Annotated in this window: 22 protein-coding genes; 12 read left to right on the top strand and 10 right to left on the bottom strand. The window is 72.1% G+C overall.

All coding sequences use genetic code 11. The features are described 5' to 3' along the window. Window positions 1-14 precede the first annotated feature (14 nt). Window positions 15-305, bottom strand: coding sequence for a Dabb family protein (locus AC1DP1_RS16850; protein ID WP_477507802.1), 291 nt, complete (start codon window positions 303-305; stop codon window positions 15-17). Window positions 306-510: 205 nt separating this feature from the next. Here AC1DP1_RS16850 and dnaK point away from each other — a divergent pair, with 205 nt between their 5' ends. The 7 genes from dnaK to AC1DP1_RS16815 all read left to right on the top strand — a co-directional run bounded on the left by dnaK (window position 511) and on the right by AC1DP1_RS16815 (window position 7,088). Beyond that, a complete protein-coding gene (dnaK, locus tag AC1DP1_RS16845) occupies window positions 511-2,415 on the top strand; it encodes a molecular chaperone DnaK (RefSeq protein ID WP_477507801.1) in 1,905 nt (634 codons plus the stop codon). Continuing rightward, window positions 2,412-3,092, top strand: a complete 681-nt coding sequence (grpE, locus tag AC1DP1_RS16840; RefSeq protein WP_477507800.1) for a nucleotide exchange factor GrpE — start codon at window positions 2,412-2,414, stop codon at window positions 3,090-3,092. The genes dnaK and grpE overlap by 4 nt, the downstream gene beginning before the upstream one ends. A 51-nt stretch (window positions 3,093-3,143) precedes the next feature. Then, window positions 3,144-4,325 carry a molecular chaperone DnaJ gene (gene dnaJ, locus AC1DP1_RS16835; RefSeq protein WP_477507799.1) on the top strand — a complete coding sequence of 394 codons (1,182 nt, stop codon included), beginning with the start codon at window positions 3,144-3,146 and terminating at the stop codon, window positions 4,323-4,325. A 7-nt stretch (window positions 4,326-4,332) separates the two neighbouring features. Further along, window positions 4,333-4,746 carry a heat shock protein transcriptional repressor HspR gene (locus AC1DP1_RS16830; protein ID WP_477507798.1) on the top strand — a complete coding sequence of 138 codons (414 nt, stop codon included), beginning with the start codon at window positions 4,333-4,335 and terminating at the stop codon, window positions 4,744-4,746. Between the two features lies 1 nt (window position 4,747). Then, the gene (locus tag AC1DP1_RS16825; RefSeq protein WP_477507797.1) at window positions 4,748-5,209 is read left to right on the top strand and encodes an SRPBCC domain-containing protein; all 462 of its coding nucleotides are present in this window, start codon (window positions 4,748-4,750) and stop codon (window positions 5,207-5,209) included. A gap of 252 nt (window positions 5,210-5,461) precedes the next feature. Continuing rightward, window positions 5,462-6,772, top strand: a complete 1,311-nt coding sequence (locus tag AC1DP1_RS16820) for a reverse transcriptase family protein (RefSeq protein WP_477507796.1) — start codon at window positions 5,462-5,464, stop codon at window positions 6,770-6,772. A 55-nt stretch (window positions 6,773-6,827) separates the two neighbouring features. Continuing rightward, window positions 6,828-7,088 carry a hypothetical protein gene (locus tag AC1DP1_RS16815; RefSeq protein WP_477507795.1) on the top strand — a complete coding sequence of 87 codons (261 nt, stop codon included), beginning with the start codon at window positions 6,828-6,830 and terminating at the stop codon, window positions 7,086-7,088. Between the two features lie 17 nt (window positions 7,089-7,105). On the opposite strand, the gene AC1DP1_RS16810 is transcribed toward AC1DP1_RS16815, so the two are convergent. The 3 genes from AC1DP1_RS16810 to AC1DP1_RS16800 form a co-directional block, all read right to left on the bottom strand. Next, window positions 7,106-7,873 (bottom strand): lysophospholipid acyltransferase family protein, encoded by a 768-nt coding sequence (locus tag AC1DP1_RS16810; RefSeq protein ID WP_477507794.1) that lies wholly within the window; start codon window positions 7,871-7,873, stop codon window positions 7,106-7,108. A 115-nt stretch (window positions 7,874-7,988) separates the two neighbouring features. Continuing rightward, window positions 7,989-8,834 (bottom strand): aldo/keto reductase, encoded by an 846-nt coding sequence (locus AC1DP1_RS16805; RefSeq protein WP_477507793.1) that lies wholly within the window; start codon window positions 8,832-8,834, stop codon window positions 7,989-7,991. Between the two features lie 41 nt (window positions 8,835-8,875). Further along, a complete protein-coding gene (locus AC1DP1_RS16800; protein ID WP_477507792.1) occupies window positions 8,876-9,661 on the bottom strand; it encodes a pentapeptide repeat-containing protein in 786 nt (261 codons plus the stop codon). Between the two features lie 369 nt (window positions 9,662-10,030). Here AC1DP1_RS16800 and clpB point away from each other — a divergent pair, with 369 nt between their 5' ends. Further along, a complete protein-coding gene (clpB, locus tag AC1DP1_RS16795) occupies window positions 10,031-12,622 on the top strand; it encodes an ATP-dependent chaperone ClpB (RefSeq protein WP_477507791.1) in 2,592 nt (863 codons plus the stop codon). On the opposite strand, the gene AC1DP1_RS16790 is transcribed toward clpB, so the two are convergent. Then, a complete protein-coding gene (locus tag AC1DP1_RS16790; protein ID WP_477507790.1) occupies window positions 12,615-13,073 on the bottom strand; it encodes a globin domain-containing protein in 459 nt (152 codons plus the stop codon). The two genes, clpB and AC1DP1_RS16790, sit on opposite strands and share 8 nt — an antisense overlap. A gap of 80 nt (window positions 13,074-13,153) precedes the next feature. Between AC1DP1_RS16790 and AC1DP1_RS16785 the strand changes: the two genes are divergently transcribed. Then, window positions 13,154-13,987: a CPBP family intramembrane glutamic endopeptidase gene (locus AC1DP1_RS16785; protein WP_300047712.1), complete on the top strand. Its 834-nt coding sequence runs from the start codon at window positions 13,154-13,156 to the stop codon at window positions 13,985-13,987. Between the two features lie 19 nt (window positions 13,988-14,006). On the opposite strand, the gene AC1DP1_RS16780 is transcribed toward AC1DP1_RS16785, so the two are convergent. The 4 genes from AC1DP1_RS16780 to AC1DP1_RS16765 form a co-directional block, all read right to left on the bottom strand. Continuing rightward, window positions 14,007-15,887: a reprolysin-like metallopeptidase gene (locus AC1DP1_RS16780; RefSeq protein WP_477507789.1), complete on the bottom strand. Its 1,881-nt coding sequence runs from the start codon at window positions 15,885-15,887 to the stop codon at window positions 14,007-14,009. Window positions 15,888-15,952: 65 nt separating this feature from the next. Further along, complete coding sequence (locus tag AC1DP1_RS16775; protein ID WP_477507788.1) at window positions 15,953-16,390, bottom strand: DoxX family protein; 438 nt, start codon at window positions 16,388-16,390, stop codon at window positions 15,953-15,955. Between the two features lie 22 nt (window positions 16,391-16,412). Then, window positions 16,413-17,840: an FAD-binding oxidoreductase gene (locus tag AC1DP1_RS16770; RefSeq protein ID WP_477507787.1), complete on the bottom strand. Its 1,428-nt coding sequence runs from the start codon at window positions 17,838-17,840 to the stop codon at window positions 16,413-16,415. Window positions 17,841-17,903: 63 nt separating this feature from the next. Beyond that, on the bottom strand, window positions 17,904-18,815 hold the full coding sequence (locus tag AC1DP1_RS16765; RefSeq protein WP_477507786.1) for an AEC family transporter: 912 nt from the start codon (window positions 18,813-18,815) through the stop codon (window positions 17,904-17,906). Window positions 18,816-18,910: 95 nt separating this feature from the next. Between AC1DP1_RS16765 and AC1DP1_RS16760 the strand changes: the two genes are divergently transcribed. Next, window positions 18,911-19,843, top strand: coding sequence for a 2-hydroxyacid dehydrogenase (locus AC1DP1_RS16760; RefSeq protein ID WP_477507785.1), 933 nt, complete (start codon window positions 18,911-18,913; stop codon window positions 19,841-19,843). An 11-nt stretch (window positions 19,844-19,854) separates the two neighbouring features. Here AC1DP1_RS16760 and AC1DP1_RS16755 read toward each other — a convergent pair whose 3' ends face one another. Then, the gene (locus AC1DP1_RS16755; RefSeq protein ID WP_477507784.1) at window positions 19,855-21,087 is read right to left on the bottom strand and encodes an alpha-hydroxy acid oxidase; all 1,233 of its coding nucleotides are present in this window, start codon (window positions 21,085-21,087) and stop codon (window positions 19,855-19,857) included. Between the two features lie 101 nt (window positions 21,088-21,188). Between AC1DP1_RS16755 and AC1DP1_RS16750 the strand changes: the two genes are divergently transcribed. Both AC1DP1_RS16750 and AC1DP1_RS16745 read left to right on the top strand, forming a co-directional pair. Beyond that, on the top strand, window positions 21,189-22,346 hold the full coding sequence (locus tag AC1DP1_RS16750) for an L-talarate/galactarate dehydratase (protein ID WP_477507783.1): 1,158 nt from the start codon (window positions 21,189-21,191) through the stop codon (window positions 22,344-22,346). Beyond that, the gene (locus AC1DP1_RS16745) at window positions 22,343-23,014 is read left to right on the top strand and encodes a FadR/GntR family transcriptional regulator (RefSeq protein WP_477507782.1); all 672 of its coding nucleotides are present in this window, start codon (window positions 22,343-22,345) and stop codon (window positions 23,012-23,014) included. Before AC1DP1_RS16750 ends, AC1DP1_RS16745 begins: the two co-directional genes overlap by 4 nt. Window positions 23,015-23,102 lie beyond the last annotated feature (88 nt).

The following is a 23,102-nucleotide window of genomic DNA, read 5'->3' as shown; positions in this document are numbered from 1 at the left end:
ACGGCGTACGCGCGTCAGAGCGGCGCGTAGTCGATCTCGAGGAAGTCCGCGACCTCCGGCACCCAGCGGCCCGCGACGAAGGCGGTGTGCACCGGGTGCTCGTTGTAGCCGTCGTACGCCGCCTGGTCGGCGAACTCCATCGAGAAGCCGAAGGCGAAGTCGTTCTTCGGGCTGGTCTGGCGCAGCTGCTCGAACGCCGTGACGCCCGGGATGTCGGCCAGCGCCCGGGCGGCGGCGAGGAAGTCGGCCTCCTCGGTGGAGCCGGGGGCGTGGTGGAGCCGGAACGCGACGGTGTGGCGGATCATGCGCCAAGGCTAGCCAAGACGAGGGGGAGCCAGGTCACACCAGGTTTCTGTCCGGATCGGGGAACATCCGGCCCCGACCTGCGTTGTACCCCATGAACAGACTTGAGTCAGACCGACTCAACTGTTTTGCCTCCTCCGCCGACGCGCGGCAGGATGGCACCGAGACTGACGTCATCCACGCAAGACCAAGCAGGAGGAACACACCATGGCTCGAGCGGTCGGCATCGACCTCGGCACGACCAACTCCGTCGTCGCCGTCCTTGAGGGTGGCGAGCCCACCGTCATCGCGAACGCCGAGGGCGCGCGGACGACCCCGTCCGTCGTCGCCTTCACCAAGTCCGGCGAGGTCCTCGTCGGAGAGGTCGCCAAGCGACAGGCGGTCACCAACGTCGACCGCACCATCCGGTCCGTCAAGCGCCACATGGGCGAGGACTGGAAGGTCGACATCGACGACAAGACCTTCACCCCCCAGCAGATCAGCGCGTTCGTGCTGCAGAAGCTCAAGCGCGACGCCGAGGCCTACCTCGGCGAGACGGTGACCGACGCGGTCATCACCGTCCCCGCCTACTTCTCCGACGCCCAGCGCCAGGCGACCAAGGAGGCCGGCGAGATCGCGGGCCTCAACGTCAGCCGCATCGTCAACGAGCCCACCGCGGCCGCGCTGGCCTACGGCCTCGACAAGGGTGACGACCAGACCATCCTCGTCTTCGACCTCGGTGGCGGCACGTTCGACGTGTCCCTGCTCGAGATCGGTGAGGGCGTCGTCGAGGTGAAGGCGACCTCCGGCGACAACCACCTCGGTGGCGACGACTGGGACAACCGCGTCGTCGAGTGGATGGTCAAGAAGTTCAAGGACTCCAACGGCGTCGACCTGGCGGCCGACAAGATCGCCAAGCAGCGCCTGCAGGAGGCCGCGGAGAAGGCGAAGATCGAGCTCTCGTCCTCCAGTGAGACCACGGTCCACCTGCCCTACATCACGCACGGCGAGTCCGGCCCGCTGCACTTCGAGGAGAAGCTGACGCGCAGCGAGTTCCAGAAGCTGACCGCCGACCTGCTCGAGCGCACCAAGGCGCCGTTCCAGAACGTCCTCAAGGACGGCGGCGTCGCGATCGACAAGATCGACCACGTGGTCCTCGTCGGTGGCTCGACCCGCATGCCGGCCGTCACCGAGGTCGTCACCGAGCTCCTCGGCGGCAAGCAGCCCAACAAGGGCGTCAACCCCGACGAGGTCGTCGCCGTGGGCGCCGCGCTCCAGGCCGGTGTCCTCAAGGGCGAGGTCAAGGACGTGCTGCTCCTCGACGTCACCCCGCTCTCCCTCGGCATCGAGACCAAGGGTGGCGTGATGACCACGCTCATCGAGCGCAACACCACCATCCCCACCAAGCGGTCGGAGATCTTCACCACCGCTGACGACAACCAGCCGTCGGTGGAGATCAAGGTCGCCCAGGGTGAGCGCCAGATGTGGTCGCAGAACCAGCCTCTCGGCAACTTCGAGCTCACCGGCCTCCCGCCGGCCCCGCGCGGCGTGCCGAAGATCGAGGTCACCTTCGACATCGACGCCAACGGCATCGTGCACGTCTCGGCCAAGGACCAGGCGTCCGGCCGCGAGCAGTCGATGACCATCTCCGGTGGCTCGGCGCTCGGCAAGGACGAGATCGACCGCATGGTCAAGGAGGCCGAGCAGTACGCCGAGGAGGACGCCAAGCGTCGCGAGTCGGTCGAGGCCCGCAACCAGGGCGACCAGCTCGTCTACACGACCGAGAAGTTCCTCGCCGACAACGACGACAAGCTCCCCGAGGACGTGAAGACCGAGGTCCGCACGGACGTCGACGCCCTCAAGGAGACCTTGGCCAAGGAGGACGCGTCCTCCGAGGACATCACCGCCGGCATCACCAAGCTGGGCGAGTCCAGCCAGAAGATGGGTGCCGCGATGTACGCCGCTGCGGAGGCCGACCAGGCCGCCGCGGGTGGCGCCACCGGGGCGACCGGCGAGTCGGACGACGACGTCGTCGACGCCGAGATCGTCGACGAGCCGACGGACGGCTCGACCGACGGCTCGACCGACGGCTCGACCGACGGCAGCGCGTCCGCCGAGGGTGAGTCCAAGTGACCGATCGCCCCGTCGAGCCCACCCCGGGCCCCGAGGCGACCGACCTCCCGGAGGGGGAGCCCACCGCGGCTCCCTCTCCGGGGGGCGGCTTCGGGGACGCCGCCGGTGAGGCGCCCGCCCAGACCGAGGTCGAGGAGCAGGTGGCCGGCGACGCCGTCGCCGGTGACGACCCCGGCACCGCCGAGGAGCGCCCCGACCTGGACGCCGGTGACGACTCCTACCTCGACACCGAGGAGGACCAGCTCGCCGCCATGAAGGGATCGCTCGCCGACCTGACCAACGACCTGCAGCGGCTCCAGGCCGAGTACGCCAACTACCGCAAGCGGGTCGACCGCGACCGGCAGATGGTGGCCGAGTCGGCCGCCTACAAGGCGCTGACGCCGGTGATCGAGGTCCTCGACACCATCGACCGGGCCAAGGAGCACGGCGAGCTCGAGGGCGGCTTCAAGGCTGTCGCCGACCAGCTCGAGCGGGTCGTGGCGAGCGCCGGCCTGGTCCGCTTCGGCGAGCCGGGCGACGCGTTCGACCCGACCTTCCACGAGGCGCTGAGCCACCTCGGCGCCGACGCCGAGGTGCAGGTCACGACGGTCAAGCACGTCGCCAAGGGCGGCTACCGGATGGGCGACCGTGTCGTCCGCGCCGCCCAGGTGCTCGTGGTCGACCCGGCCGACGCCTGAGGCGGCACCACGCACCCGATGACCCTGTCGACGACGGAGGGAGGTTGATCCATGGCTGACAACGAAGGTTTCCGCAACGACTGGGCGACCAAGGACTTCTACCAGGTCCTCGGCGTCGCCAAGGACGCCAGCGCGGCCGACATCAAGAAGGCCTACCGCAAGCTGGCCCGGGCCAACCACCCCGACTCCAACCCCGGCGACGACGCCAAGCACGAGACGTTCAAGGCCGTCGCCGAGGCCTACGACGTCGTCGGCGACGAGGCCAAGCGCGCCAAGTACGACGAGTTCCGCTCGCTGCAGGCGCACGGCGGCTTCGGACCCGGCATGGGCGGGGGCGGCGGCGGCTTCGGCGGCGGCGGCGGGTTCAACCTCGACGACCTGCTCCGCGACCGCGCAGGTGCGGGCGGCGGGCTCGGCGACATGTTCGGCGACCTGTTCGGTGGCGCCCAGCGCGGGCGTACGCAGCAGCAGGCCCGGCCGCGCCGGGGCGCCGACGTCGAGAGCACGGCCACCATCGGCTTCACCGACGCGCTCGACGGCGTCACGGTGTCGCTGCGCCTGACCTCCGACACCGCCTGTCCCACCTGCCAGGGAACCGGCGGCAAGCCCGGCACCCGGCCGCACATCTGCCCGGAGTGCGAGGGCGCAGGATTCGTCGTGTCCGGCACGGGCGGGGCGTTCTCCATCAACGAGACCTGCCCCGCCTGTGGCGGGCGCCAGCTGGTGTACGACGAGGCCTGCCCCACCTGCCACGGCAGCGGTCGCGGCACCTCGGCGCGCACCATCCAGGCCCGCATCCCGGCCGGCGTCAAGGACGGCGCGAGGATCCGGCTCAAGGGCAAGGGCGCGCCCGGCGACAACGGCGGCCCGCCGGGCGACCTGTTCGTCAAGGTCAAGGTCACGCCCCACCGCGTCTTCGGCCGCAAGGACGACAACCTCACCATCGACGTCCCCGTCTCCTTCGACGAGGCGGCCCTCGGTGGCGAGGTGAAGATCCCGACGCTCGGCGGTGCGCCGGTGACCCTCAAGCTGCCCCCGGGCACGCCCAACGGCCGCACCTTCCGGGTCCGCGGCAAGGGCGCCACCAAGCGCGACGGCAGCAAGGGCGACCTGCTCGCCACGGTCGAGGTGCAGGTCCCGGCCCACCTCGACCCGACCGCACGCGAGGCCCTCGAGGCCTACCGCGCGGCGACCGCCGGCAAGCCGCTCCGCGCGGGCCTGTTCGAGGCATGAGCACCCCGTGAACACCGTCTTCCAGCCCCCGTCGCCCGATGCCGCGGTCTACGTCATCTCCGTCGCCGCGGAGCTGACGGGCCTGCACCCGCAGACCCTGCGCGCCTACGAGCGGATGGGGCTGATCCAGCCGGGCCGCACCGGCGGCGGCGGTCGCCGCTACTCCCACCGCGACATCGAGCGTCTGCGCGAGATCGCCGACCTCACCCGTGCCGGCATCGGCATCGAGGGGGTCCGCCGCATCATGGACCTCGAGCTGCAGGTCGACGCGCTCCGCGCCCGCAACGAGGAGCTCGTCGCCGAGCTCCAGGCGCTGCGGAGCGGGCTCGCCGCGCGGGCGGCGGTGCAGCCCACCAACAAGCTTCCGGTGCTGCACCAGGCCGTCGGGCAGTCCCTCGTCGTGTGGCGTCGCGGGTCCTGACGTGCCGCGCATCGACCGGGCCGTCACCGACGTCAGTGCGCCTCCGGAGGAGGTGTACGCCGCCTTCGTCGACGCCGACGCGCTGGCGGCCTGGCTCCCTCCGGACGGGATGACCGGCGAGATCGCCGACGCCGACCTGCGGGTCGGCGGTGGCTTCACGATGACGCTCCGCTACGACGAGGCACCCGAGGGTGGCGGCAAGACGACCGAGCACAGCGACGTCTCCCGCGTCGCGATCGACGAGCTCGTCGAGCCCGAGCGCGTGGTCTGGGGCGTCGAGTTCGACTCCGACGACCCGGACGCCGCCGGCCGGATGACGATGACGTGGACCTTCACCGCCCGCGACACGGGCACCCGCGTCGCCATCGACGCGACCGACGTACCTCCCGCCATCGACGTGGAGGCGCACCAGCAGGGTCTCGACGCGTCGTTGGCCAACCTCGCCGCCTGGCTCGAGGCGTAGCCGGCCCCGGTTGTCGTGGCCTGCGGCTACTGTGCGCGGGGTGCGGCAGCGCAATCTCGAGACGGCGGACCGGTGCGCGTCACCGGTCGGCTTCTCCGGGGCTACCCCGGGGACCACCGGATCGTTCGGGCACGGCACCGCGCGCGACTCGCTGCGCTCCGCTGCAGGTCATCGCGCGCACGACGGGACAGGTCGGGCTGCGCTGCCGCACACCCTCCACGTCACCCTTCCGGCCAACGGGTCGGCGGCCGGATGAGGGCTGACCTGGCGCGCGCCCTGGCGGCCGCCTTCCTCGCCGGCGAGTGGACCCAGCCGGGCATGGTCGCGAGCGGCGCGACGGTGCTGGGTCGCCGAGCGCGGTGGCTGCCGCCGCTCGTGCGCCAGACGCTCGCGCTCTACCCGCGCGCACCGGTCGACCGTCCCCGCGAGCTCGCCGCCAACCTCGCCTCGCGTCCGGCGGCGGCCAAGGCGCTGCGCGCGGTCCCCCTGGTGCAACCGGTCGTCGCCACGCAGATGATCGCCAACCGGTGGCGGCTGCCGGTGCTCGACGACCTCGCGGACGTGGCGTCGTTCCTGCGTCTCAGCGCTTCCGACCTCGACTGGTTCGCCGACCCGAGACACCTGGCGCGCAGCGCCTCCGACGTCCCCCTCCAGCACTACCGCGTCTCCCACCGCGTGGCGCCCAGCGGCGCCATCCGCGTCCTCGAAGCACCCAAGCCGCGGCTCAAGGCCGTGCAGCGCCGCCTGCTCCACGAGGTCGCCGCCCTCATCCCGCCGCACGACGCGGCCAGGGGCTTCCGGCCCGGAGGCTCGGTGCGTTCCTACGCAGCGCCCCACGCCGACCGGAGCGTCGTGCTGCGGCTCGACCTCGAGGCGTTCTTCGCGAGCGTGACCGTCTCCCGCGTCTACGGCATCTGGCGCACCGCCGGCTACCCGGAGCCGGTCGCGCACTGCCTGGCCGGCCTCGTGACGAGCGTCCTGCCGCTCTCGACCTGGCGCGCGGTGCCGACGCCCGCGGACGACGGCATGCTCGACGCCCACTGGCGGCTCGGTCGCCGGCTCGCCGCGCCACACCTGCCGCAGGGTGCGCCGACGTCGCCGGCGATGGCCAACCTGGCAGCCTTCCGGCTCGACGTGCGCCTCACCGCGCTGGCCCGGTCGTGGGGCGGGCGCTACACGAGGTACGCCGACGACCTGGCGTTCTCGGGCGAGCGCGGGTGGGGCACGGGCACGTCGCGCCTCATCGACGCGGTCGAGGCGATCGTCGCGGACGAGGGCTTCCGGCTCAACGCCCGCAAGACCGGGGTCATGCCGCGGGCCGGTCGGCAGACCCTCGGCGGGCTGGTGGTCAACGAACGGCCGAAGGTGGCCCGCCACCAGGTCGACCTGCTGCGGGCGATCCTGCACAACTGCCACCGCCACGGACCGAGCACGCAGAACCACGACGACGTACCCGCCTTCGAGGAGCACCTGCGCGGCCGGATCGCGTGGGTCGCCCAGCACGACCCGGTGCGCGGACGCCGGCTGCAGGACGTCCACGACGCGATCGACTGGAGCCGATGACCGACGCTGTCGGTGCGAGCGCGTAGGTTCATCCCGTGAGTGGACGATGAGCAAGATGGACAACCTGCGTGCCATGCGCGAGGCGAAGTATGCCGAGGCGCAGAAGCGCGCGACCTCCTCGCCCGCGCGCCCGAAGGCTGCGGCGCCCGTCGCCCCGCCGGCTCCGGCTGCGAAGAAGGCAGCCACGTCGGCAGCGCAGCCGGCGGTCGAGTCCGAGCCCTCGGCGACCGAGGAGCTGTGCGGCCACCGCAACATGAGCGGCCGCACCTGCACCCGCGAGCGCGGCCACGCAGCGAAGAGCCACCGCTACTCCTGACGCCTGCCGGGCGAGGGTCAGGCGCTGAGCGCCTCCGCCGGCACGCCGGTCGGGTGGGGCGCGGGCTCCCCGCGCAGCTCGGCGACCTGCGACACCAGCACGGTCATCACCTCGTCGGCCACCCGGCGCACGGTCGCGTCGTCGACCGGCTGGTCACCACTGACTCCCGCGAGGCGTCGTACGTCGATCGGGTCCCCGACCGCGACCCGCACCCGTGGGCGCAGGACGGTGTTGCGCAGCAGCCGGGCGACGATGCCGCTCGTGCCCACGACCTGGTGCGCTCCGACCAGCGCGACGGGGACGACCGGCGCGCCGGTGCGGAGCGCGAGCCGGACGGCGCCGGTCTTGGACCGCTCGGGCCAGTGCTGCTGGTCGCGGGTGATGCGGCCCTCGGGGAAGAGGCCGACGGCCTCGCCGGCCTCGAGGGCGGTTGCTGCGGAGTCGAGCGCGCCGGCGGCCGAGTCGGTGCCGCGGAGGACGGGGATGAACCCGAGCCGACGCACGACCGGGCCGACCAGACCCGACCGGAAGACGCCGCCGGTGGCCATTAGCCGCAGCGAACGGCCGAGGCGGCGGCCGACGAGCGCCAGCAGGATGCCGTCGGCGAAGCTCGTGTGGTTCGCGACCACGATCACCGGTCCGTCGGGGAGCTCGGCGTCGGGGACGGCGCGACGGGTGAGCTCGAGGCGGCTGACCGCGGAGACGATGCTGCCGAGGAGGCCGGCGGCGACGGCGTACAGGAGCGCGGCGCGGAGGCCGGGGCGCTGCCAGGTGCTGGGTTCCATGCGGGTGAGTCTGGGCCAGTCGGGCGGGGTCACGCGTGCGTATGAGGATCAGGTGCGCATGACGGAGGCCCGACCCCTGGACGGGGTCGGGCCTCTCGACGTGGCGGCTGGTGGGTCAGCCGGGGATGTAGTCGAAGGTGTCGGGGTTGGGGCCGGTGCGGCCGTCCTCGCCGCGGTCCAGGCCCGTGATGCGCGCGACCTCGTCGTCGGTGAGGGAGAAGTCGAAGATCTCGAAGTTCTCCTTCATCCGCCCGGGGTTCACCGACTTGGGGAAGACGATGTCGCCGCGCTCGACGTGCCAGCGGAGGGTGACCTGCGCGGTCGACCTGCCCTTCGCCTCGGCGATCTCGGTGATGACCGAGTCGTCGAGCACCTGGCCCTGCGCGATCGGCGACCACGCCTCGGTCGCGATGCCGTGCTTCGCATTGGCCGCGCGGACGTCGTCGTTCGTGAAGTAGGGGTGGACCTCGACCTGGTTGATCACCGGGACGACGCCGGTCTTGTCGACGAGCCGCTGCAGGTGGGCCGGCTGGAAGTTGGAGACCCCCACCGACGCCGCGCGGCCGTCCTCGACGAACGACGCCATGGTGCGCCAGGTCGAGACGAAGTCGCCGTCGTAGCGGGTCGGCAGCGGCCAGTGGATGAGGAACAGGTCGATGCGGTCGAGGCCGAGGTCGCTCAACGTCTTCTCGAACGCGCGCTCCGCGTCGTCGGGGCGGTGGAAGCCGTTGTTGAGCTTGGAGGTCACGTAGACCTCGTCCCGCGCGATCGGTGACGACCGCAGCGCCTCGCCCACCTCCTTCTCGTTGCCGTACATCTCCGCGGTGTCGATGTGGCGGTAGCCGACCTCGAGGGCCTGCGTCACCGCCTCCGCGGTGTCGGCGGGGTCGATCTGGAACACGCCGAAGCCGAGCTGCGGGATGGACGTGCCGTCATGGAGCTGGATGCTGGGAACGGTCATACGAGGCACAGCACGACCCTCCCGCGAGGTATTCCGCCCGGTCAGGACTCCCAGCGTGCGGGCCGCGACAAACCCTCCGGAAGGGTGGTCGCCGGGTCGCCGATGGCGCCGTTGACCTGGGGCTGGGTGAGGAACAGGGCGGTGGAGAGGTCGCAGCCGCGCAGGTCGGTGTCGCGCAGGTCGGCGCCGAGGAGGTCCACCTCGCGCAGGTCGGCACCGCGGAGGTCGGCGGCGATCAGCAGCGCGCCGCGGAACGACCAGCCGCGATGGTCGCCGGTCAGCCGGCGGCCGGCGAGGTCGGCGCGCGTGCGGTCCTGCGCGGTGGGCCACGGTCGTCGCACGCGAGCGCTGGCCTCCGACAGCAGGCGGCCCACCCGCTCGTGCAGGTCGTCGACGTCGGCGAGGAGGAGGGTCTCGGGGTCGGCGCCGGTGAGCTGCTCGACCTCGGCGCGTACGACGTCGGCATCGGGGTCGGGTGAGCGCCGGGCGACCTCGACGAGGTGGACGAGCATCTCGTGGAGCCGGCGCATCACCGACAGCACGGCGGCCATCTCGGCGAGGTTGTCCTGCTCGCGCCACGACGTACCGCCGTAGGTGACCTGGGAGACCTGCTGGCCGGCGCCGAAGCACTCGAAGACCGTGCACCCGGGCCACCCGTCCTCGCGCAGGGTCGCGTGGATGCGGCAGCTGTCGTCGCTGAGGAGGTTCAGGCATGGGCGCCCGCCGGGCTTGTCGACGCCGAAGCCCGCCGAGGCGGAGAAGGGCAGCAGCACGCAGCAGAGGCCGAAGCAGCGCGCGCAGTCAGAGCTCAACCCGGGTGTCGCCACCCGGGGATCGTGTCATGCGTACGGTCGTGGGGCCGGCATGGCCTCAGGCGTACCAACCGCTCGTGATCGCGTAGGCGTTGACGAACAGCAGCAACACGAACGCGACTCCGACGAAGCGGTTGTCGAAGATCAGCTTGCCCATAACACCAAGAGTGCCCGGTTGTTCGCGAAATGAAACAGCTCGTCGGTAAAGATTTGGGGGTGGGGTGCCCGTTCGGCTGCATGGACCTCGGTGCCCGCTGCAGGCACCATCTCGAAGTTGAGGGGAATCGACTCAACTTCTGGCGCGTTGGATGGAGCGAGGCCACAGTGGTCTCGTGAGGGCGCAGGGGCGCCCTCCTCGACCCACGGACATCATGAGGAGATGAGTTGAGCCAGTTCGGTGCCGAGAAGTTCACCACCCGCAGCCGCGAGGTCGTCGAGGTTGCGCAGCTCGCCGCCACCACGGGCGGCAACACCACCACCGAGCCGATCCACCTGCTCGTCGCCCTGCTCAAGCAGGAGGACGGCGCCACCCGCAGCCTCGTGCAGAAGGCGGGCGTCGATCCCGTCGTCCTGCTCGCGCAGGCCGAGGGCGTGCAGCAGCAGCTGCCCCGTGCCACCGGCTCGACCGTGCAGCAGCCCAGTGCGTCGGCCTCGCTGACCCGCGTGCTGGCGCAGGCGCTCGACCTCGCCGCGTCCATGAAGGACGACTACGTCGCCACCGACCACCTCCTGGTCGCCACGGCGACCGTCGAGTCGAGCGCGCAGAAGGTGCTGACCGACGCGAGCCTCACCGAGGCCGGGCTGCGGGAGGCGATCACCGCGGTCCGCGGCAACCGGCGCGTGACCAGCGAGAGCGCCGAGGCGTCGTACGAGTCGCTGGAGAAGTACTCCGTCGACCTGACCAGGTCGGCCGAGGACGGCCGTCTCGACCCGGTCATCGGCCGTGACGCCGAGATCCGCCGCGTCATCCAGGTGCTGTCGCGGCGCACCAAGAACAACCCGGTCCTCATCGGCGAGCCCGGCGTCGGCAAGACCGCCGTCGTCGAGGGCCTCGCCCAGCGCGTCGTCGCCGGTGACGTGCCCGACTCGCTCAAGGGCCGTCGGGTGCTCAGCCTCGACCTGGCCGCGATGGTGGCCGGCGCGAAGTACCGCGGCGAGTTCGAGGAGCGGCTCAAGGCGGTCCTCGAGGAGATCAAGGACGCCGGCGGGCAGGTCATCACCTTCATCGACGAGCTGCACACCGTGGTCGGCGCGGGCGCCGGCGGCGACTCCGCGATGGACGCCGGCAACATGCTGAAGCCGATGCTCGCCCGCGGCGAGCTGCACATGATCGGTGCGACCACCCTCGACGAGTACCGCGAGCGCATCGAGAAGGACCCGGCTCTGGAGCGACGCTTCCAGCAGGTCTTCGTCGGCGAGCCCAGCGTCGAGGACACGATCCAGATCCTGCGCGGCATCCAGGAGAAGTACGAGGCCCACCACGGCGTGCGCATCACCGACGCCGCGCTGGTCGCGGCCGCCACGCTGTCCGACCGCTACATCCCCGGTCGCCAGCTGCCCGACAAGGCGATCGACCTCATCGACGAGGCGTCGTCGCGCCTGCGGATGGAGCACGAGTCCTCCCCCGAGGAGATCGACGTGCTCCGCCGCCGGGTCGAGCGGCTCAAGATGGAGGAGTTCGCGCTCGCCAAGGAGAGCGACGCCGCCTCGGCCGACCGGCTCGCCGTGCTGCGCAAGGACCTCGCCGACCGCGAGGAGGAGCTGCGCGGGCTCGAGACCCGCTGGGAGCGCGAGAAGGACCAGCTCCAGGGCGAGGGTGAGCTGCGCCGCCAGCTCGACCAGCTCAAGATCGAGGCCGAGAAGAAGCTGCGCGAGGGCGACCTCGCCGGTGCCTCGGAGATCCAGTACGGCCAGGTCCCGGCGCTCGAGAAGCAGATCGCCGAGGTCGAGAAGGCCGAGTCGGATGGTCTTGGCGACCTCGAGCCGCTCGTCGGCGAGGAGGTCGGTGCCGAGCAGATCGCCGACGTCGTCGAGGCGTGGACCGGCATCCCCACCGGCAAGATGCTCCAGGGCGAGACCGCCAAGCTGCTCGAGATGGAGTCGGTCATCGGCGAGCGCCTCATCGGGCAGCGCGAGGCGGTCACCGCGGTCAGCGACGCCGTACGCCGCTCGCGCGCCGGCATCTCCGACCCCCACCGGCCGACCGGGTCGTTCCTCTTCCTCGGCCCCACCGGCACGGGCAAGACCGAGCTCGCCAAGGCGCTCGCGGACTTCCTCTTCGACGACGAGCGCGCGATCGTCCGCATCGACATGAGCGAGTACAGCGAGAAGCACTCGGTCTCGCGGCTCGTCGGTGCCCCTCCCGGTTACGTCGGCTACGACGAGGGCGGCCAGCTCACCGAGGCCGTGCGGCGACGCCCCTACAGCGTCGTCCTCCTCGACGAGGTCGAGAAGGCGCACCCCGAGGTCTTCGACATCCTGCTGCAGGTGCTCGACGACGGTCGGCTCACCGACGGCCAGGGTCGCACGGTCGACTTCCGCAACACGCTGCTGATCCTGACCTCCAACCTCGGGTCCAACTTCCTCGTCGACCCGAACCTGATGCCGGACACGAAGAAGATGTCGGTGATGAGCGTGGTCCGGCAGCACTTCAAGCCGGAGTTCCTCAACCGGCTCGACGAGGTCGTCCTGTTCGAGGCCCTGTCGAAGGACGACCTGGCCCACATCGTCGACCTGCAGCTCGCGCTGCTCGAGCAGCGGCTCGCGGTCCGGCGGATCACCATCTCGGTGACCGACGCCGCCCGCGCCTGGCTCGCCGACACCGGCTACGACCCGGCGTACGGCGCCCGGCCGCTCCGCCGGCTGATCCAGTCGGCCATCGGTGACCCGCTCGCCCGCCTGCTGATCGCGGGCACGGTGACCGACGGCGGCGCGGTGACGGTGGACGTCGGCGACGACGGGCTCGTTCTCACCTGATCGGGCCGTCCCAGTCCCAGTGGGTCAGGGCGAGGTCGTCGGGGACGTCGTCCTTCGAGCGTCCCCAGGCCTGGAACGGCCCGGTCGCGGCCCACGTGATGTAGTCGGTGATCGCCCGGCGCACCCGCGGGTCGTCGGGCACACCGGCCTCGTCAAAGGAGTCGACGACGCACTGCACGAACCGGGGGCTGGCCTCGACGGCGTAGTCGCCCTCGCCTGCGTGCAGGCGCTGCACGTGCGACTCGCTGCCGCCCATCGTGGAGGTGTACGTCGGCGGGCCGCCGAGTGCCTCGGCCCAGTAGGCCGCCAGCCGGTCGGTGTGGTCGGGCTGGTTGTCGGCGTGGGAGAAGGGGTGGCTGAGCAGCGGATCGGCCAGGCAGCGCTGGTGCGTCGCCTCGGCCAGCCGCACGAAGACGTCCCTCCCGCCGGCCGCCTCGTAGATCGTGCTCACCCGTCGATCGTCGTGCAACGAGGGGCATTCGTCGAGGCGGTTCTCAGCGCCACTTCAGCCGGCTGCGGGATGCTGGGGGCGTGAGCACCACGACCGAGGCGACGAGACCGTGGTGGCGACTCCGGGACACACCCGTCCCGGGTGGCGTGCCGGACCTGGCGAAGGCGCTGCTGTGGACCGAGCTCGCGATCGTGCTGCTCGTCTCCCTGGGCCGGAGCGCGGTCTACTCGATCGTCAGCATCGTCTCGGCGCTCACGGCGCCGGGGCCGCTGTCGTCGCAGGCGGCCAACCTCAACAACTCCCTCGCCCCGGACCGGCCGTGGCTCGACCTGACCTACCAGCTGCTGCGCGTCGCCTTCGCGCTCGTGCCGGTCGCGCTGGCGGCGTACCTGCTCGTGCGCTCCGGGAGCAGGCTCAAGGACGTGTGGGCGCGGGACGGCGGCTGGAGCAGCCTCGGTGACTGGGGGCGCGGCGCCCTTCTCGCGGCCGGTGTCGGCTCGGTGGGCGTGGTCTTCTACCTCGCGACCTTCGCCCTCGGCACCAACCTGACGGTCGTCGCCCAGTCGCTGCCGGGGGAGTGGTGGCGGGTGCCGGTGCTGGTGCTCGCGGCCGCGCAGAACGCCGTCGTGGAGGAGTTCATCGTCCTCGGCTTCGTGCAGGTGCGGCTGCGGCAGATCGGGTTCGGCGACACCGCCGCCATCGGCCTGGCAGCCCTCCTGCGCGGCAGCTACCACCTCTACCAGGGGCTCGGCGGCTTCGTCGGCAACCTCGCGATGGGGCTGCTGTTCGGATGGCTCTTCCGCCGCTGGGGGCGGGTGATGCCGTTCGTCGTCGCCCACACGCTGCTCGACGTGGGCGCGTTCGTGGGGTACGCCGTGCTCGCCGGGCGGGTCGACTGGCTGCCGACCCTGTGACCCGCCCGGCGGCGGGCGGTCAGCGGCGGATCTTGACCTTCTTGGAGCTCTTCCGCGCCTTCTCGTAGCCCTTCTTCCTGGCCGTCACCCGGACCGAGATCTTCTTGCCGCGGTCCTTGGCGCGGACGCGGTAGGTCGCCTTCTTGGCGCCCTTGATCTTCTTCCCGTTCTTCAGCCACTGGTAGCGCACCTTGACGCTCTTCTTGGCCGGCTTGGGCTTCCAGCCCTTCACCTTGACCGACAGCACCCGGCCGGCGCGCGGCACGCCGCGCAGCTTGGGCCGCTTCGTGCGGAACAGCGCCTTGCCGACGACGACGGACACCGTCGGAGCGGCCACCGTCGGGTAGAACGGCGCGGAGCCGAACACCTGCAGCGTGAGGGTCTTGCCGATGTCACCGCGGCCCAGCTCGAAGGTGCTGGCGGTCGCGCCCGGGACCGCGACGCCGTCGAGCAGCCACTGGTAGCCCAGGTTGACGGCCGGGGACCACGGCGTGGACGTCGCCTCCGCGGTGCCCTTGAAGCGGGGGCGGCCGGCGATGCTGGCGGTGCCCGGGTAGATCTGCGACTGGCGGTAGCCGGCCACGGTCGCCATCTGCTCGTTGATCGCCAGCACGTTGTTGGTCGCAGCGGTGCCCTGGACGCGCCCGTTGTAGGTGACGTTCGGGTTGGAGAAGTAGCCGATGCGGGTGCAGTTGACCTGCTGGCGCACGCACTGGTCGTAGTAGGCCATCACCGTGATCGTCTGCGCGGCCACGTCGACGTAACCGCGGGCGTAGGGCTTCCCGTCGGTCGGCGGCTGGGACGCCCCGGCGTCGTGGTGGGCGCTGAGGTTGTGCCCGACCTCGTGGGCGAACGCGCGGAACTCGGTGGCGCAGGCGGCCGCGTAGACGACCGACCAGGCGGCGTACTGCGGGTCGTACTGCGGGTCCGTGCCGCCGAGGTAGGCGATGCCGCACGACGCGCCGCCCGGGACGCTGCCGGACAGCCAGAGGCTGACCAGGTCGGCGTGGGTCTCCTCGCGCAGCGCCTGCGCCTCGTCGAAGATGCCGTCGCCCGGGGTGCCGAGCGCCCTGAGGTTGGTGACCAGGTCGGAGGACTGCGTCGCGGCGACCTGGCGCGTGCCCACCAGCCGCACCCGGGTGCCGACGCCGGAGCTGGCGAAGGCCTCGTTGGCCTGGGTGATGCCCAGCGCGAACTGGGCCTCCATTGCGGGCTGCCCCATCTGCGCGACCAGCTGGGCGGGGTAGACGATGGCGATGTCGATCGTGTCGGGCGCGTCGGCCGAGGCGATGGGGCCCGGTGCGCCGGCTGCGCCGGCTGCGCCGGCGGTGTCGCGCGGCGCGCGCGGCTGGCTGCCGTGGTCGTGGGACTCGGCCTTGCCCGGGCGCTCGGGCAGGACGACGTCGTCGCCGCCAGGCGGGTCGCCCGCCTCGTCGACGACGTAGTCGCCCTCGGGCGTGCTGCGCACCTCGTAGGTGCCGTGCTCGACGGAGGTGACGTTGATGTGGGTGACCCCGCCGACCACGACGCCGGTGACGCTGCCCTTCTCGCCGATGATCCCGCCGGACCACGACGTGATCCCGGCGGCGTCGGTGCGCCGGTCGACGGCGGCGGTGACGGTCGTGTCGTCGAACAGCGCGAGGCTGATGCGGTCGCCGGTGCGTACGGCGTCGAGCGCGGCGGCGTCGACGTCGACGGAGCGCGAGCGCTCACCACCTTCGGCGTCGGCGGTCGCGCGGGCGGCCGGAGCCGGGCTGAGCAGGTCCACGGGGCGGCGGTCGTCCTGCGACGCGGTGGCCATGGTGACGGGCGCTGTGGTGGCGGCCAGTGCGAGGACGCACAGGCCGGCAACGCCGACGAGTGTCCTGCTGGTGCTCCTGGTGGGCACGGTGATGGGCATGGAGTCCCCCTCTCTCTGGACCCCTACCTCCCCCGGGTGGCGGTGCCCAAACCCGGGCGGGGGAACTACTCGCCCGTCTCGACCTCCTCGCGCTGCTGCTCCTCGGCGAGGGCCGGGCGGCGACGGCCCAGGAGGCCGCCCGCCCACAGCGCCCAGAGGACGAGCACGGGCTGGAAGAAGAGGCGGGTGAGGCGGGCGCGGTCGGTGTCGAGGCCGAACGCGGAGGTGCCCTCGACGTACTGCGCGATGTTGCCCGGGAAGATCGCAACGAAGAAGGCCGCCAGCAGTGCACCGATGGTGCGCCGGTGCCGCGGCAGCGCGACGAACGCCCCGCCCAGCGCGACCTCCACGACGCCGGAGGCGAGGACCGTGAGGTCCTCGTCGACCGGGAACCAGTCGGGAACCTGCGCCCGGAACTCCTCGCGTTGCGTGGTCAGGTGCAGGACACCTGCGGTCACCATGAAGCCGCCGAGGACGATGCGGCCGAGGGTCTGTGCCTTCATGCCTGCAGCCTAGGGCGAGTCCCTACGGGGTGGGCGGGACGAGGACGCCCGGGTTCATCAGCCCGGCCGGGTCGAGCGCCTGCTTGACGGCGCGCATGAGGTCGACCTCGACGTCGGACTTGTACGACGCTGCCGCCGCCACCTTGGTGCGGCCGAGCCCGTGCTCGGCGCTGATCGACCCCGCCTCGCGGGCCACCGAGTCGTAGATCGCGGACGTCAGGTCGGCCGCCGCGGCACGGAGTGCGTCGTCATCGCTGCGACCGTCGGCCAGGGGCGCGTTGAGGTTGTAGTGGAGGTTGCCGTCGCCGACGTGGCCGTAGGTCACCAGCCGCACGCCCGGGCAGACCTCCTGCAGCCGCGGCCCGATCGTGGTCGCCCACTCCGCGAGCCGGGCGATCGGCAGGGTGACGTCGTGCTTGAGCGTGGCACCCTCGACCTTCTGCACCTCGGAGATGCCCTCGCGCAGGACCCACAGGGCCGACCGCTGCGCCGGGCTGCCGGCGATCGCCGCGTCGTCGGCGGTGCCGGCCTCGACGGCCTCGCCGAGCAACGACTCGAGGGTCTCGTCCAGCCCGGCGTCGGAGGCGGAGCCGGCGAGCTCGACCAGGACGTACCAGTCGCTCGGCTCGCCGAGCGGGTCGCTCGCCCCTGGCAGGTGGGCGAGGACGAGGTCGATGGCCTGTCGGTTGGCGATCTCGAACGTCGACAGGTGCACGCCGGCGTGCTGCTGGGCCAGGCCGAGCAGGGACACCGCGGCGTCGACGGAGGGCACGGCCACCCAGGCCGTGGCGTGCCGCGGGGTGGCCGGGAAGAGCCGCAGCACGGCGCCGGTGATGACGCCGAGGGTGCCCTCGGCGCCGACGAACAGCTGCGTGAGGTCGTAGCCGGTGTTGTCCTTGCGGAGCCCGCGCAACCCGTCCCACACCCGGCCGTCGGGCAGCACGACCTCGAGGCCGAGCACCAGCTCGCGGGTCATGCCGTAGCGCAGCACCGCGGTGCCGCCGGCGTTGGTCGACAGGTTGCCGCCGATGGTGCAGCTGCCCTCGGAGCCCAGCGACATCGGGAAGAGCCGGTCGACCTTCTCGGCCGCCGCCTGCACGTCGGCCAGCACGACGCCGGCGTCGACGGTGACGGTGCCGGCTACCGGGTCGACCTCGCGCACGCGGCGCATCCGGCCGAGGGAGAGCACGACCTGGCTGCCCGACGCGTCGGGCACCCCGCCGCCGACCAGCCCGGTGTTGCCGCCCTGCGGCACGACCGCCACACCCGCCGCGGCGCAGGCCGCGACGACCGCGGCCACCTCCTCGGTCGAGCCCGGCCGGACCACTGCGAGGGCCCGCCCGGCGTGGGTGCCGGTCCAGTCGACGACGTACGCCGCGACGTCGGCGTCCTCGGTCAGGACGTGGTCGGCGCCGATGCTCGTGCGCAGCTGGTCGAGCAGGTCGTCCATGGTTCTCCTTCTGGTCGGTCTGGTCGGTCTGGTCGGTCTGGTCGGTCTGGTCGGCGGGGCGGGTCAGCCCAGCAGCACGGCGACGAGCAGCGCCACGGGCAGGGAGGCGAGGGTGGTCACCAGGATGGTCTCCCGCGAGACATCCTCGCCGACGCGGTAGCGGGTGGCGTGCAGGAAGATGTTCTGCGCGGTCGGCAGGGCGGCGGTGATGACGACGCCGAGCAGCACGCGGTCGTCGAGGCCGAGTGCCACGCCGACCAGCCAGGCGACCACCGGCATGACGGCCATCTTGAGGACCGTCGCGAGGACGACCTCGCCGTTGTGGCCGGCCCGACCGATCGGTGGGCTCAGCCTCAGGGCGGCGCCGTACGACATCAGCATCAGCGGGATCGCCGCGCCGGCCAGCATCTCCAGCGGCGACAGCACGGCGGCCGGCAGCCGCCAGCCGGTCGTCGCCAGCACCAGGCCGACGACGGCGGAGATGGTGAGCGGGTTGGTGACGAGCCGTCGGACGGCCGGGCCCACGCCCTCGCCGCGGCCGGTGATCCGGTCGAGGACGATCAGCGCCGCCGGCTGCACGAGCAGCATCTGCACGAGCAGGGTCGGCACGACCACGGTGATGTCACCGACGACGTAGGCCGCGATGGCGATGCCGAGGTTGCCCGCGTTGACGTAGGACGACGACAGCGCGCCGAGGAGCAGCGAGCCGGTGTCGAGGCCCCAGCGCAGCCGCGCGATGACGACGTACGCGACGAAGCAGGCCCCGAGCGAGATGGTCGAGGCGACCAGGTTGGCCGCCGCCGTCTCCAGGTGGACCTTGCTGATGGTGACCACCATGAGGGCGGGGGAGGCGACGAAGAACGCGATCTCGCCGAGGGTGCGCTGCGAGCGGCGGTCGAGCACGCCGACGTGGGCGAGCGCCGCGCCGGCGGCGATGACGACGAGGATCGTGGTGAAGCCGATCAGCAGGCCCATGCGTGCTCGCTCCTCTCGCTCCGGTCGTGGGTGGGTATCGCGCGATAGCGAGGTCGACTTGGACGCCGCGACCGCCGCCCGGCAAGGATGGCGTGGTGACCACCGACACCCAGCACCCGGTCCGTGTCGTCCAGCTCGGCGGGCTGATGCCCTTCGTGCGCGAGTGGCTCTCGGAGCGGTACGCCGCCCCGCAGCGGGAGGACCTCGGCGACCCGGCGGGCGTCGCGGTCGCCGTGGTCGGTGGCGGTGCGCGGGCCGGCGCGGAGGAGATGGAGGCCCTGCCCGACCTGCGGGCGATCGTGAACTTCGGCGTCGGCTACGACAACGTCGACGTGGCCGAGGCGCAGCGCCGCGGGATCGTCGTCTCCAACACCCCCGACGTGCTCACCGACGCCGTGGCCGACCTGGCGGCCTTCCTCGTCGTCGACGTGCTGCGCGGCATCACGGCCGCCGACCGGTTCGTGCGGACCGGTGCGTGGGCGCGCGGCGAGAAGATGCCGCTGACCCGCGACGTGCGCGGCGCGGTCGTCGGCGTGCTCGGCCTGGGCCGGATCGGGACCGCGGCGGCGGAGCGGCTCGAGGCCTTCGGTGCCGAGATCCACTACCACTCGCGCAGCCCCAAGGACGTCGCGTGGACCTACCACGACAGCCCGGTCGCGCTGGCGGCTGCGAGCGACGTGCTGGTGGTGCTGACACCGGGTGGCGCCGGGACCGACGGGCTCGTGGACGCCGCCGTCTTGGACGCGCTCGGCCCCGAGGGCTACCTGGTCAACGTCGCCCGCGGCTCGGTCGTGGACGAGGACGCGCTGGTCGCGGCGCTCGAGGCCGGTCGCATCGCCGGTGCCGGGCTCGACGTGTTCGCCGACGAGCCGCGCGTGCCCGCCGCCCTCCTGGAGCGCGACGACGTCGTGCTGCTGCCCCACGTCGGCAGCGCGACCGTCGAGACCCGGGAGGCGATGGGCCGGCTCGTGCTCGACAACGTCGACGCCTTCCTCGATCGCGGCGAGCTGGTGACCCCGGTCGGCTGACCGTCCCGCCCTCACCACGCCCGCAACCGGGCGTGCGCGGAGGTCAGGTCGGCGAGCGTGGGCGTGCCGAGCATGCCCATCGCGCGCCGCATCTCGTCGGTGAGGAGGTCGAGCACGTGGGTGACGCCGCGCTGCCCGCCGACCATGAGGCCGTAGAGGTAGGCGCGTCCCACCATCACCCCGGTGGCGCCGAGCGCGATTGCGGCGACCACGTCACCGCCGCTGCGGACGCCTGAGTCGACGTACACCTCCGCACGACCGGCGACCGCCTCGACGACGGCGGGCAGCAGCTCGAACGGCACCGGGGCGCGGTCGAGCTGGCGTCCACCGTGGTTGGACAGCACGATCGCATCCGCGCCGGCATCGACCGCGGCGACGGCGTCGACGACCGACTGGACGCCCTTGACGACGACCGGCCCGCCCCACTCCTCGCGCAGCCAGGTGATGTCGGCGGGTCGGATCTCCTGCTCGCGCAGCTCGTTGGACATGCCCCACCGGGCGTGCGCGGACCCCTCGGGGAACGTCGCGAAGCGCAGCGGCTCGGTGGTGAGGATGTCGGCGACCCAGCCGGGGTGGCGGGCCATGCCGGCCATCGTGCGCGCGGTGAGCTGGGGCGGGATGGCGAAGCCGTTCTGCTTGTCCTTGCGCTTCATGCCGGTGACGGTCGTGTCGATGGTGAGCACCAGCGCCTCGTAGCCCTGGCAGCGCGCCTCGTCGAGGTGCGCCCGGGTCACGGCGCGGTCCTTCATCAGGTAGACCTGGAACCAGTTGCGGCCGCCCGGTGCCGCGCGCGCGACGTCGGTGATCGAGGTCGTGGCGTAGGTCGACAGGGTGTACGGCAGGCCGGCCTGCTCGGCCGCGACGGCCGCGGCGCGCTCACCGGTGTGGTGGCTCAGCCGCGTGTAGCCGGTCGGTGCGAGGACGATCGGCGCCGCGGCGGTGCGGCCCAGCAGGGTGGCGGTGGTGTCGGGCGCGGCGACCTGGCCGAAGGTCGTCGGCATGAGCTCGACGCGGTCGAAGGCGTCGGCGTTGCGGCGCATCGCGAGCTCGGAGTCGGAGCCGCCGGCGACGTAGTCCCAGACCGCGCCCGGCACGCGCCGGCGGGCCAGCCGCTCGACGTCGTCGACCGACAGGCAGCGCGTCAGGCGACGTCGTACGACATCACGCTCGACGGGACGTGGCCGCAGGAACGGCTCGAGGTCTCGCCAACGAGGGACCTGTCGACGGCTGCTGACCTGGCTCATCACGACTCCTCACGAGCGGGGCTTGACGTACTTGTGTAATAAGTTGCACACTCATCATACAAGTTAGCTCGTACCTGTTCGCGATGACCCGAGGAACCCCGATGACGCAGACCCTTGTCCCGCCCACCGCGACCCCCACCACGGGCGACCGCATCCGCAGCGTCACGCTGTCGCACGTCGTGCTCCCGCTGCCCAACCCGGTCAGCGACGCCAAGGTCCTCACCGGCCGCCAGAAGCCCCTCACCGAGACGGTCATGCTCTTCGTCGAGCTCACCACCGATCAGGGCCTCGAGGGCATGGGGTTCAGCTACTCCAAGCGCGCGGGCGGCAAGGGGCAGTACGCCCACCTCAAGGAGGTCATGGACGTCGCCATCGGCCAGGACCCCAACGACATCGCCAAGATCTACGAGTCGCTCATGTGGGCCGGTGCCTCCGTCGGCCGCTCCGGCGTCGCCACGCAGGCGGTCGCCGCGCTCGACGTCGCGCTCCACGACCTCAAGGCGCGCCGCGCCGGCCTGCCGCTCGCCAAGCTCCTCGGCGCGCACCGCGACTCGTGCCGCGTCTACAACACCTCCGGCGGCTTCCTCCAGGCCTCCGTCGAGGAGATCAAGGAGAAGGCCACTGGCTCCCTCGAGTCCGGCATCGGCGGCATCAAGATCAAGGTCGGCCAGCCCGACTGGCGCGAGGACCTGCGCCGCGTCGCCGCGCTCCGCGAGCACCTCGGCGACGGTCCCTTCATGGTCGACGCCAACCAGCAGTGGGACCGTGCCCGCGCCCGCCGGATGTGCCGCGAGCTCGAGCGGTTCGACCTGGTCTGGATCGAGGAGCCCCTCGACGCGTGGGACCACGTCGGCCACGCCGACCTGTCGCAGACCTTCGACACCCCGATCGCCACCGGCGAGATGTTGACGTCCGTGGCCGAGCACATGGGCCTCGTCGACGCCGGCTACCGCGGCATCGTGCAGCCCGACGCGCCGCGGATCGGCGGCATCACGCCGTTCCTGAAGTTCGCCACCCTCGCGGCGCACCACCGCCTCGACCTCGCGCCGCACTACGCGATGGAGATCCACCTCCACCTCGCGGCGACGTACCCCACCGAGCCGTGGGTCGAGCACTTCGAGTGGCTGAACCCGCTCTTCGAGGAGCGCATCGACATCCGCGACGGCCAGATCTTCGTGCCGGACCGTCCGGGCCTCGGCTTCACGCTCACCGAGCGGATGCGCGAGCTCACGGTGGAGACCGCTACCTTCTCGGCATGACCACCCTGTCGGCGGGCGTCGTCGCCGGCCTCAAGGACAAGATCCTGGCCGGTGACCTGGCCCCGGGGGCCAAGCTCCCGTCGGAGTCGGAGCTCATCGAGGAGTACGCCGTCTCGCGCACCGTCGTGCGCGAGGCGGTGACCCGGCTCCGGGCCGAGGGCCTCGTCGAGACCCAGCAGGGCCGCGGGTCGTTCGTGCTCGCGGTGCCCGAGTCGTCGTCGTTCCACGTCGAGTCGTCCGCGATCCGCACCCAGGCCGACGTCCTGGCGATGCTCGACTTCCGCATCGGCGTGGAGAGCGAGGCGGCGGCGCTGGCGGCGCGGCACCACACGGCTCTCGACGCTGCGGCGATCGAGGAGGCGCTGGCCGGGTTCACGCGCGTCGGGCACGAGGGGGCCGTCGAGGCCGACTTCGCCTTCCACCTCGCCGTGGCGCGGGCGACGGGCAACCGCTTCTACGTCGACCTGCTCGGCTCCCTCGGGCCGATGATGATCATGCTCCCGCGCACCCGCCTCAGCGACGCGTACTCCATGACCGACGCCACCCACGTCGAGCGGGTCCAGCGCGAGCACGACAACGTCGCCGCCGCGGTCCTCGCCGGTGACGTGGAGACCGCCCGCGCCGCCATGCGGCTCCACCTCGGCAACACCCGCCGCCGCGTCGGCTGACCGGGCACTTCCTCGCGCTACGGGGCGGCGACCGGGCACTTCCTCGCGCTACGGGGCGGCGACCGGGCACTTCCTCGCGCTACGGGGC

Source organism: Nocardioides sp. P4_G10 (assembly GCF_056401175.1).
Note: the sequence above shows the minus strand (reverse complement) of the source record. Positions and strands in the feature narration are given on the sequence as shown.